At 62.8% G+C, this 11772-nt stretch carries 7 protein-coding genes; 2 read left to right on the top strand and 5 right to left on the bottom strand.

Annotated features, from left to right (window positions below):
• Nucleotides 1–2: 2 nt before the first annotated feature.
• From E5E97_RS16575 to mocA, 5 genes are all read right to left on the bottom strand, one after another.
• Complete coding sequence (locus E5E97_RS16575; RefSeq protein WP_216368122.1) at nt 3–2900, bottom strand: molybdopterin-dependent oxidoreductase Mo/Fe-S-binding subunit; 2898 nt, start codon at nt 2898–2900, stop codon at nt 3–5.
• A complete protein-coding gene (gene ygfM, locus E5E97_RS16580) occupies nt 2897–3673 on the bottom strand; it encodes a molybdopterin-dependent oxidoreductase FAD-binding subunit (protein WP_171280583.1) in 777 nt (258 codons plus the stop codon). The genes E5E97_RS16575 and ygfM overlap by 4 nt, the downstream gene beginning before the upstream one ends.
• Before the next feature lie 80 nt (nt 3674–3753).
• On the bottom strand, nt 3754–5082 hold the full coding sequence (ssnA, locus tag E5E97_RS16585) for a putative aminohydrolase SsnA (protein ID WP_171280584.1): 1329 nt from the start codon (nt 5080–5082) through the stop codon (nt 3754–3756).
• 30 nt (nt 5083–5112) lie between these two features.
• On the bottom strand, nt 5113–8223 hold the full coding sequence (ygfK, locus tag E5E97_RS16590) for a putative selenate reductase subunit YgfK (protein ID WP_171280585.1): 3111 nt from the start codon (nt 8221–8223) through the stop codon (nt 5113–5115).
• 421 nt (nt 8224–8644) lie between these two features.
• Nucleotides 8645–9298, bottom strand: coding sequence for a molybdenum cofactor cytidylyltransferase (gene mocA / locus E5E97_RS16595; RefSeq protein ID WP_171280586.1), 654 nt, complete (start codon nt 9296–9298; stop codon nt 8645–8647).
• Between mocA and yqeC the strand changes: the two genes are divergently transcribed.
• Together yqeC and yqeB are read left to right on the top strand one after the other, a co-directional pair.
• Nucleotides 9279–10082, top strand: coding sequence for a selenium cofactor biosynthesis protein YqeC (yqeC, locus tag E5E97_RS16600; RefSeq protein ID WP_171280587.1), 804 nt, complete (start codon nt 9279–9281; stop codon nt 10080–10082). The two genes, mocA and yqeC, sit on opposite strands and share 20 nt — an antisense overlap.
• Before the next feature lie 71 nt (nt 10083–10153).
• The gene (yqeB, locus tag E5E97_RS16605) at nt 10154–11746 is read left to right on the top strand and encodes a selenium-dependent molybdenum cofactor biosynthesis protein YqeB (protein WP_171280588.1); all 1593 of its coding nucleotides are present in this window, start codon (nt 10154–10156) and stop codon (nt 11744–11746) included.
• The last annotated feature ends 26 nt before the right edge of the window (nt 11747–11772 follow it).

Below are 11772 nucleotides of genomic sequence, written 5' to 3' on the forward strand. Positions count from 1 at the left end.
TGTTATGCCGACGCTTGTTGCTCCAGCTTGCCCAGTTCACGCAGGATCTGCTCCGGCGTGAAGTGCCACTTGCGCAGCCAGACACCGCAGGCGTCGTGGATGGCGGTGGCGATGGCGGGCGCCGCGCCGTTGACCCCGATCTCCGAGATGGACTTGGCGCCGTAAGGGCCGACCTTGTCGTCACTCGGTACCAGGAAGGCCCGAAAATCGCGCGGAATGTCGCCAATCTTGGGCGCGCCATAGCTCTTCAGATCCCGGGTCAGCGGAATGCCCTTGCCGTCGTAGCAGATCTCCTCGGTCAAGGAGTGGCCGATGGCCCGCATGGTCGCCCCGTAGATCTGGCCGAGCGCCAGCTCCGGGTTGATGGGGGTGCCGCAGTCGAGCAGGGCGTAGAACTTGTCGAGCCGGATCTGGCCGGTTCTGACGTTGACCGCCACCTCGGCGAAGTTGGCCCCGTACGGGAAGGCGAGCTCCGAGGTGATGTAGCTGGCGGTGCCCACCAGGATGCCGAAGCCGGTACCGGTCTCGGCCTTGTGGGCCAGCTTGGCGAGGCTCACCTCCCCCAACTTGCCGCGCACCAGGCCCGGGAACGCCAGTTCAACATCGGCTACCGGCTCGCCCAGCATGGCGGCACCGTGGAACAGGATCTTCTCCTTGAGATTCTCGGCCGCCTTCTTGGCCGCGTTGCCGGAGAAGCAGGTGCCTGACGAGGCGTAGGCCCCCTTGTCGAACAGGGCGTGGTCGGTGTCGCCCGAGATGACGTGCACATCCCCGAGCGGACAGTGCAGCACTTCGGCAGTCAGCTTGGCCACCACGGTATCGAGGCCGGTGCCGATATCGGCGCCACCGGAGTGGACGATAAAGGTGCCGTCCGATTCCAGCTTGACCATGCAGTTGGCCTGATCGATGTCCGGGATCCCCGATTTTTGCATGATGATGGCGACGCCACGACCGATGCGCCAATCCCCGTCGGCGGGTTTGGGGCTATCCCAGGCAATCAGCTCGCGGCCCTGCTTGAGGATGGGTTCGAGGGCACAGCTGGCCGCGTGGGGCACAGAAGTCGGCATCTTGCCCTCGCCGATGGCACCCAGCACCTTGAGGATGTCCCCCTCGTGCACCCGGTTGTGCTCCACCATCTCGAGCTGATCGATGCCGAGTTTCTCGGCCAGTTCCGCGATGGCCATGGTCAGTGCGAAGTTGCCCTTGGGGGCGCCATAACCCTGATAGGCCCCGGTCGGGCAGATGTTGCTGTAGTAGGTGTTGACGGTAAAGCGCACGTTCTCGCACGGGTAGAGCGGCAGGGAGAGCGCCGGCCCGTTGCTCGGCACCGTCAGAGAGTGGTTGCCGTAAGGGCCGGTGTTGGCACGAAAATCCATCTCGATGGCGGTGATGGTGCCATCTTTCTTGGCCCCCACTTTCACCTTCACCTTGGCCACGTGGCGGGAGGTGTTGCTGATGAACTCCTCTTCACGGGTGTAGCGGAAGGTAACGGGACGGCCGGTGACCCTGGTCGCCCAGGCGCACACCTCTTCCAGCAGGATATCCTGCTTGGAGCCAAAGCCGCCCCCTACCCGCTCCTTGATCACATGCACTTGGTGCTGCTTCATGCCGACGATGCGCGCCACCTGACGGCGCACGTGCCAGGGCACCTGGGTGGAGGCGTGAATGACCAGACGCTCCCCATCCATGTAGGTGAAGCAGATGTGCGGTTCGGTCGGGCACTGCTGGGCCTGGGTCGACTCGTAGGTGCGCTCGACAATCTCGTCCGCCTCGGCAAAGCCTTTGGCCACATCGCCAATCTGGCCATGGACGCTGGCTGCCAGGTTCTCGTGCGGGCGGGAGCCGATGGGGAAGTTGATGATCATATGCTCGTCGCCGCGGCGCACCGAGCAGGCGTTCTGCTGCTCCAGATCCGCTGGCGCACCGGCCATGTAGACGATGGGCTCGTCATGCACCAGCGGCGCATTGGGGGCCATCGCCTCGTCTATGTTCATGACTGCGGGCAGCACCTGATACTCGACCTCGATGAGTTTGAGCGCCGCCAATGCGATGGCTTCGCTCTCCGCCACCACGGCGGCAACACGATCACCCACGTGACGCAGCTTGCGGCCAAACATGCGGCGATCGAGCGGTGACGGCTCGGGGGCGCTCTGGCCACCCGGGGTGTAGTAGACATCCGGGCAGTTGAGGTGGGTGATGACGTGCACCACGCCCGGCATGGCTTCGGCGCGGCTCACGTCGAGTTTGGTGATCACCGCATGGGGATGGGGGCTTCGCAGCATCTTGATGACCAGCGCATCCTCGCTGACCCTGTCCTCCACGTAGCAGGGCTTGGCCTGCACCATCTTGGCGGCGTCCACTTTCGGGCAGCTCTTGCCGATGTGGCGCAAGTCGTCACGAAACTCGGGGGCAATCTGGCACAGGTAATCGGGATCCTTGAGGCGCGAGCTGGCAAGCTCGATGGCCTGATAGAACTGCTGGTAGCCGCCATCGCGGTGAAACAGGCCCGAGAGGGCATCGTCGATTTGATCACGGCTGGGCTCGGGGTGGCGATCAAGCAGGTCGGTGACGATCAGCGCCGCAGCCGGATCGTTGTAGCCGGACTGCACCACGCCCACATCTACCATCGCCTGCTGTACCAGACTGAGCTGGTTCCAGCTGCCCAGCGACTCGGCGGTGCGCACCTGCGCCCCATCCAGCTGGGCGGCGATCAGCAGGGAGGCGTTGATCACCTTGCCGTTGAACAGGATGGCGTCGGAGCCGGCAAAGCCGAAGCCGTCGTCGCTGTTGCGCACCGAGTGCATCCGGCATTGGTTGAACAGCACCCGCTGGGCATTCTCGCCCGCCGGAGCGATGACGGTGCGCAGGGCACCGTTCAGGGTAAAGTTGAGTTCCATCATGCCTGTACCTCCTGCTGCTGGCACTCCACCAGCAGATCCGCCACCACCACGCCGCTGATATAGCGCTTGTAGGCCACGCTGCCGCCGAGATCCTCGCGCGGAGCAACCAGCTCGCTCACAGCCGCCTCCAGCGCGGCATCGTGCAGATCGCGGCGCTCCACATCACGCAGGCGCATCGGCTGCGGCGTAACGCCAGCAACAGCGACCCGCATCTCGCCAAGGGCATCGAGGGCCACGGCAGCAGTCATTACCGCCAGACCATCGGCGTTACGGCTGATGCGGCGAGTGGCACAGCGCAGCACGGGCTCCGGCAACACCACCCCCAGTACCAGCTCCTTGCGCTGGCCCGCCAGATAGGCATCGATGGGTTGCAGCTGGTTGTTCTCCAGCACCACCACGGCTTCGAGGACCAGCAGTACCGGCAACAGCGGGGAGTCCTGCTGCTGGCAGGCAAGCTCGCCGCCAATGGTGGCCTGATTGCGCACATGGCGGGAGTAGACAAACCCCAGCGCCTCGCACAGGGCGGCCGGGGTACGGGGGTCGTCTTTGAGGGCTTGCAGGGTGACGGTGGCGCCGATGTGGAGTTGACCATGCTGCTGCTCAATCTGGCCAAGTCCGAGCTTGTCCAGCGAGATTGCGACCTTCTTGTCGGTGCGGGTCGGGGCTGCGTTGAGTTTGCTGCCGCCCCCCATGTAGACGGCGTCGTTGCCAAAGCGGGCCTTGAGTTCCAAAGCCTGACCCAGTTGCTCGGGTCGGAAGAATTGCTCAATCATGTGTCGTCCTTACTATTGCTGCCCGCCGCCGGGCAAATCCACAGGGCGGGCAATCCAGTCCAAACGTGCGGAGGGTGGCCTCAGGCCAGCTGATCCATCCGTTGCCACAGGCGGCTCGCCACCTTGCTGGCCTGCTCATAAAGGGGCTCGACGTCAAAGGCGAACTCGCGATCCTGATAGACCATGCGCCCCTCCACCATCACGCTGTTGACCGAGGATGAGCCCATGCCAAAGGCGAGATGGCCGCCGAGGTTGCGCGGTGCCAGCGGGGTCGGTACGGCGTAGTCGCAAATGGTGAGGTCGGCCTTGTAGCCCGGCTCCAGGCGGCCAAATTTGGCGCCGAAGTTGCGCTCCAGCAGGCGGTTGCCGTTCCAGAGGAAGCGGGCAAAGCTGTCTGGCCAGAGCGCCCCGCCGGCATCCTTGTGCTTGAAGTAGGCAAACTTGAGCTCTTCGAGCATGTCGGAGCCTATGCCATCGGTGCCGAGCGCCAGATTGCGGTATTCCGGCAGGTGCAGGTTGTAGCCCACGTGGTTGTTCATGTTGGAACGGGCGTTGTGCACCAGGAAGGCATCGCGGCTGTTGAGCAGCTCGATGTCGGCCGGGCTTAAGTAGATGCCGTGGGCGATCAGGGTCTTGCTGTCGACAAGGCCAAACTCGTCCAGCCGGGCGATGGGCTCCTTGCCATGGTGGTGGTGGCCGTGGGCCATGTCGTATCTGTCTTCCGCCACATGGATATGCAGCCCGCGACCGGTGACCTGCACCGCTTCGCGCAGCATGGCCAGCCCCTCGTCGGGTACGGTGAAGGGGGCGTGGGCACCGATGTGCGCTTCAACCAGATAGGGCTCGCTCCCCTTGGCTTTGGCCGCATCGATGGCTTGCGCGAACAATATGTTCTCCTCCACCCCGGCCTGCAGCTCGGCGAGGCCGCCGTTGCGATCCGTGGTCTCGAAGCAGGTCATGCCGCGCAGACCCGCCTCCACAAACCCTTTGCGCAGCACGTTGAGGGAGCCCTTGATGAAGTTGGGCGACGCGTGGTGGTCGATCACCGCGCTGCAGCCGCTCTTGATCGCCTCCAGCGAGCAGATGAGGCCGCTGTAGTAGAGGGACTCTTCATCGAGCGCCCGATCGAGCCGCCACCATAGGTTTTTCAGGGTGGAGATAAAGTCCGGACAGGGGGCGATGTTGGCCATGATCCCCCGCGACAGACCGGAGTAAAAGTGGTTGTGGGCACAGACGATGCCCGGCATCACCAGCTTGCCGCCCATCTCCCGATAGTTGGCCTGCGGGTAGAGGGCCCGCAGATTGGGCCCCACCGCTTTGATAAGCGATCCTTCGATGGCGATATCCACCCCTTCCAGCACCAGGGTCGGCTCCAGCTGGACGGCGGTGACGTTCTTCAGAATAAACATGGTCTGCTCCTTCGCTTATTCGTGGTTCGCTCAGGCCTCGACGGCCCCCAGCAGGTAGTGGTGATGAGCGTGGACATGGCTGATGATGCGGCACATGTCGCCAAGGGCCGCTGGCGCGTCCTTGATCCGGCTCTGGGCGTCTATGGTCAGGCGATAGGTCTCGCCACTCTGACGCACCCGCAGTTCGCCACTGCCTGCCAGATAGAAACCGGGGTTGCGGCTGTTGTCGAAGTCCTCGGCCAGGCTGAAGATGGTGACCTTGTCCTGATAGGGCTTGCCCTGCCAGGGGCAGAACTGGGCGCAGTTGCCGCACTCGTTGCAGTAGGCATCTAGGTGCAGGGTCTGGAACTGGTCCTTGAAGCCCGGCACTGCGATGGCGACGTTGGCCCGGTTGGGGCAGACATCCACGCACTTGCTGCAGAGGTAGTTGCACTCGAGGCAACGGTGCGCCTCCTGCGCCACGAAGGCATCGCGCTCGTTCTTGTCAACCATGGTGACGGCGATGCTCCCCTTGCGGCGGTAGATCTCATCCTTGCCCGACGGCTGGATGGTCACGTCACTCTGCTGGCTGGCGATATGCTCGCGAGAGAGCACCAGATCCGCGGCGCGGCGGGCACCGCCGATGGCACCGACGATGGAGGATGGGCCGCTTTGCACGTCACCGATGAGGAAGACGTTGCGACGGCTGGTTTCGCCGCTCTGGCCATCCACCTCGGGCCAGCCATCGCTGCCAAGGGGAATGCCCATCGCTTTGAGCACTTCGCAATCAGGCTGTTCGCCGATGGCGGTGATCAAGGCATCCATCTGCATCACTTCGGTCTGCTCGGTGGGCACCGGACGGCGGCGACCCTGCTCGTCAGGTTCCCCCAGCGCCATCATCCGCACGACAAGCTTGCCATCTTTGTCAAAACGCTCCGGATTGGTGAGGAAGCAAAAACGCACCCCATCCTCCACCGCTTCCAGATACTCCTCGCGATAGGCAGGCATCTCTTTTTCGCTGCGACGGTAGATAACGGTCACATCGCTGACACCGGGCACCTTGAGGGCGGCGCGGGCACAGTCCATGGCGGTGTTGCCGGCACCGACCACAGCCACATGGCGACCCAGCGGCAGCGGTTTGCCCTGATTGAAGCTGCGCAGGAAATGGAAAGATTTGTAGACCCGATCATGACCCCCTTCGAGACGCATGCCGCCATTCTTGTCGGCGCCGATGCCAACGAAGACATAGCTAAAGCCCTGAGCGTGCAGCTTGTCGACGGTGAGCGCCGGATCGCAGCCAAACTCGAACTTGACCCCGTGAGCGGCGACAAAGTCGATGTCATGCTGGATCAGCTCCGCCGGGATGCGGAACTCGGGGATGATGTGTTTGACCACGCCACCGGCATCCGCTTCGCGCTCGAACACGGTAACCGGGTGACCGGCGCGAGCCAGGAAGTAACCGGCGGAGAGACCGGCCGGACCAGCGCCAATCACCGCAACCGGGTGTTTGTCTCCGCTGCCTGCCGGCTTGTGCCAGCGCGCCTTGTACCCTTCCCAGCCGCGCTCCAGCGCCACTTTTTTCAGTTCGCGGATATTGAGCGCGCTGTCGTAGTCGAGACGGGTGCAGTTGTACTGGCACTGGTGATCGCAGATATGGCTGGTGATGGCAGGCAAGGCGTTGCGCTGATAAATCAGCTCAAGGGCTGCCACATACTCTCCCTCGCCCATCAGACGAATGTACTCGGGGATATCCTGATGCACGGCGCAGGCAGTGACACAGGGCGCCACGTAGCAATCGGTCAGCGGCAGGCCGCCACCCACTTCGATGCGATCCTCGGACTTCCACTCCTTCTGGGTGTAATCCATGGTGAGGGCCTTGGCGGCAAGCGCCTCCAGCTTGGCCACATCCACCTGACTCATGCCCCAGCTGCCCGACGCATCTATCTCTTTGAGGCACTCGATCTGGCGCAGGTAACCACCCGGTTTCAGCAGGTCGGTGGCCATGGTGATGGGACGAATGCCGGTCTCGAAGATCTCCGCGATGTTGAACTTGCTGGCGCCGCCCGAATAGGAGATGGGCAGCTTGCCATCGAAGGCGCGGGACAGCACGGCGGCCACGTTGATGGAGAGCGGGAACAGCGCCCGGCCGGACATGTACATCTCATCGCCGGGCAGTGCCCCTTTGCGGTTGATGGTGCCAAGGGTATTGGTGAGCTTGACCCCGAAGGTGAGCCCCTTCTCGGCCCCCAGCGCCATCAATCGGGTCAGCATCGCCTTGGCCTGATCCAGCTTGAGGTCGTGATCGAACGACGCTTCGCTCAGACCAATGTAATCAAAGCCGCAGGTGTCGAGGATCTCGCGCACCCGCTGGTAGCCCAGCAGCGTCGGGTTGAGTTTGACGAAGGTATTGAGCCCCTTCTCTTCCAGCATGTAGCGGCAGATGGCCTCAATCTCGTTCGGTGGGCAGCCGTGCATGGTGGAGAGGGTGACGCCGTGCACCAGGTTGGCCGGGATACGATCCACCAGCTGTTGCAGGCGATCGCGGCGCGCCCCCAGACCCAGCTCGGCGATGAACTGCTCGTCGGCAACCAGCTCGCGCATCACCTGCTGGTACTCGGCAAACTTCGGACTTTGGCTTGCATCCATCAGGCTGTGGATGAACTGCTGCATCGGTGGCTGTTTGATGCCATCGAGGTTATACCCCACGCTCATGTTGAAGATGAAGGACTTGGCCTCCCCGTCGAGACGCGGGTCGAACACCTCCTCCAGCAGATAGAGGGCAAACCAGGCTTTCAGGTACTCGTCAAACGCCTTGGGCAGGGTGAACTCGGTGGACCACTCGGTGTTGAAGCATTCGTCTTCGGCATCGATGCAGGGTTTTTCCAGTTCGAGACGGTCCAGGATCTGCACCGTCTTGAGCTCGATAAAGCGCCCGCCGGTCAGCCAGGAGGTGACGATGTTCTGGGCCAGCTGGGTATGGGGGCCGGCTGCCGGGCCGATGGGGGTTTCGCAGGTTTCACCGAACACCTTGATCTTGCGATCGTCCTGCTTGCGATAGAATTGCGCGGCGGGAATGCCGAAGATGGATTGACTCGCTTTATATTCCGAGAAGATACGGACCAGAAGGTTCTTGAAGGGAACGGGTCGCATAATATCGCCCATGTTGATCTCCTTGCAGCGGCACTGCTCATTGACAGGGTGAATAAATGGGGCCCATCCACAACCACGCATAAAAAGCCCCTTGAAACTGACAAGAGCAACAATCAGGCCAGCGTCGGATCTTTTTATTTTTCAGCCATAAAAACGTGAGGCACCTCCAATTAATAAAACATCGAAAACCGATACCGGTTTCGACAATGAGAGTGGCTATCAACACCGAATTTAAATAATGGAAACGCCTCCCTCACGGCTAACAATGATCTCACTTTGGCGCGGCGCGCTATCAGTTTGATAAAGAGCGCAGCCAGCGCCATTATCAGGCCGGCCAGGATGATAACGGTCGCTGTCGGCCCCTGATAACGGGTTGGACAAGGGGATAAATATGCAAACCAAGGCCGGGCAAGGTCCCTGCCAGCCGACCAGTTCAGCGCTCGAATGCTTCGTTTGCCAGCAGCGCCTGATAGCGCTCCGGGGTGTCCACATCCTGCAGGATGGCGGCACTCTGCACCTCGATGAAACGATGGCGGTGCGCCAGCAGCCAGCGGCGTACCGAACCCTGTGCCGGCGCTGCCGCCAGCGCCCTGGCAAGGGATCTGGGCAACAGCACGGGGTGGCCCGCCTCCCCCTGATAAGAAGGAAAGAGGGTCTCGTCCCCCCGCGCCTGCCAGAGCGAGCGGTACACCTCGTGGGGGATGCATGGCAGATCGCCGTGGCTCACGAAGAGGTGATCGCTGCTACAGGCGGCGAGCCCAGCGCGGATGGAGCTGCCGAGCCCCTGTGCATAATCATGGTTGTGTACCAGCAGGATACGGGGGTGATTGGCATAGCGGCTGATCAGCTCATCGGCGCGATGCCCCACCACCAGAATGACCCGGTCACACAGCACCAGGGCATTTTTGAGACTCTCATCAAGAATCGTGCTCTGGCGATACGGTAGCATCAATTTCCACGCGCCCATTCGTGATGAGAGCCCGGCCGCCGTAATTAGGCAGTCGCACCGCTCGCGCGAATGCCAGTGCTTCTCACTGACCGCGCCTCTATTTTCATCGGTCGTCGCCATGGCTATTTCATCACCCATTCTGCTCACCTCGCCAAATATCGAGAGTGTATTAAACCCGCTTACCGAAAATATTGATGGGCGTACCACTTTAATTAGTCTTTGCGGCGCCGGGGGGAAAACCAGCACCCTCTTCTGGCTGGCCGACTATTTCCATCAACAGGGCAAGAAGGTGCTGCTCACCACCAGCACCCGGATGTTTCTGCCCGCCCCCTCCCCTCGGCGCACCCTGCTGATCGAGGCCGACCCCATCCGGCAGCTGGCCCGCTGCCAGGCGCTGCCCGATGAACCGATGCAGCTGGTGCTGTTCAGCCACCTCGATCGGGCCAGCGGCAAGGCGGTGGGGCCGAGCCCCCAGCAGATCGATCTGCTCAAGGGGCAGCAACGCTTCGACATCATCCTGGTGGAGGCGGACGGCGCCCATCACAAGTTATTGAAAGCGCCCGCTTTGCACGAACCTTGCATTCCTCAGCACAGTGATTGGGTGATCGCCCTGGTGGGCGGCGCCATGGTGGGCGCCAGCGCCGACCCGGCGCAGATCCACCGCTGGGCCGAGTTCCAGGCCCTGTGCGGGATAGAAGCCGGTGACCCCCTCGACTGGGCCCTGTTTCACCAGCTGCTCTCCCACCCCGAGGGGCTGTTCAAGGGCACCCCGGCCAGGGCGCGCCGGATCTGGTTTATCAATGGGGATTATCAAAATGAGGCGTCGTGGCTCGATGAATTGATAAAGCTGCATAGCCGCCACCCCGAGATCCACGCTATCTGGCAGGGGGCCGTGCGCGAATCCCCCCCATCCGTCACCTGATCTGCACAGCTCCGCACGGGGAGGCGCTTTAGCCTCACCCCTGACGTTTTAAGGATAAGAAGAGGTACCTTATGAATCTGTTTGCACACGCAGCCCGACTGGAACAGGAGAACACGCCATTTGCCATGGCCCAGATCATCGAGAGCCGTGGATCCACTCCCCGCCATCAGGCCCAGATGCTGGTGATGGCCGATGGCCGGATCCTCGGCACCATCGGCGGCGGCATGATAGAGCGGCTGGTGATCGAAGAAGCCGTGGCGGCCATTGCCGAGCGCAAGCCGCGTATCTTCCACGGCCGGATGGCCCGCAACGGTGAACATGCGGTGGGCTCGGATTGCGGCGGCGCCATGTCGGTCTACATCGACGTGTACGGCCTGCGCCCCCGTCTGGTACTGATCGGTGCCGGCCACGTCAACCGGGCGTTGGCTCATGCCGCGGCGCCGCTCGGCTTTGACATCCATGTAGGGGATTGCTTCGAGGGGAGCCTCAGCCCAGATCGCTTCCCGGCCGGCACCCATCTGCAGCAGGCCGACACCATCAGCGCGGTGATCGAGCAACTGGCCATCGAGCCCGCCAACTTCGTCATCATCGCCACCAACCATCAGGACAAGGAGGCGCTGGATCGGCTCATCAGCCGTCCCCTCGCCTACCTGGGGCTGCTCGCCAGCAAGCGCAAGGTGCAGACCTTCACCCAGGCCCTGCGCCAGCAAGGGGTGAGTCAGGAGCAACTGCAGCGGCTGCACGCCCCCATCGGCTACAACATAGGTGCCGAAACCCCCGAGGAGATCGCCATCAGCATCCTCGCCGAGCTGCTTCAAGTGAAAAACGGCAAGGCCGGTGGTCTGATGCAGGATGACGTGCGCCTCAAGCGGGATCAGCTGGTGGTGATGCGCGGCTCCGGCGATATCGCCACCGGGGTGGCGCTGCGCCTCTACCATGCCGGCTTCAAGGTGGTGATGCTGGATCTCGACAAACCCACGGTGATCCGCCGCACCGTCGCCTTCGCCCAGGGGATGTTCGACGGCGAAACCAGCGTCGAGGGGGTGCGTGCCAAGCGGGTCGAAAGCGTCGAACAGGCGTTCGAGCAGCTGGAGCGGGGTGTCATACCGCTACTGGTTGACCCCGACTGCGCCACCCTTGCCGAACTCAAGCCCCGCTATCTGGTGGATGCCATCCTCGCCAAGCAGAATCTCGGCACCCACAGGGAGATGGCCCCTATCACGGTGGCCCTGGGCCCGGGGTTTGAGGCGGGTCGCGACTGCGATGCGGTCATTGAGACCAACCGTGGCCACCATCTGGGGCGGGTCATCTATCAGGGCCCTGCCCAGCCCAATACTGGCATTCCCGGGGTGATCGAGGGACACTCCGCCCGCCGGGTGGTGCGCGCCCCCGTCGCCGGGGTGATGAAGAGCCTGATCAGGCTCGGCGATCTGGTGCAGGAGGGGGACGTGATCGCCCACGTGGGGGACGCCCCCATCATTGCGCCGCTCTCCGGCATGGTGCGGGGGCTACTCAGCGATGGCATCGAGGTGACCGTCGGCTTCAAGATTGGTGATATCGACCCCAGGGGCGAGCGGGCCGATCCCACTACCGTCTCTGACAAGGCGCGAGCGATCGGCGGCGCCGTGCTGGAGGCCATGATGCATCTGGCCAAGCGCAGATAAGCCAGCGCACCAACACAAAGGGCCCG

Origin of the sequence: Aeromonas sp. 2692-1, assembly GCF_013085505.1 — a bacterium.
In the GTDB taxonomy this organism is placed as follows: Bacteria; Pseudomonadota; Gammaproteobacteria; order Enterobacterales; family Aeromonadaceae; genus Aeromonas; species Aeromonas hydrophila.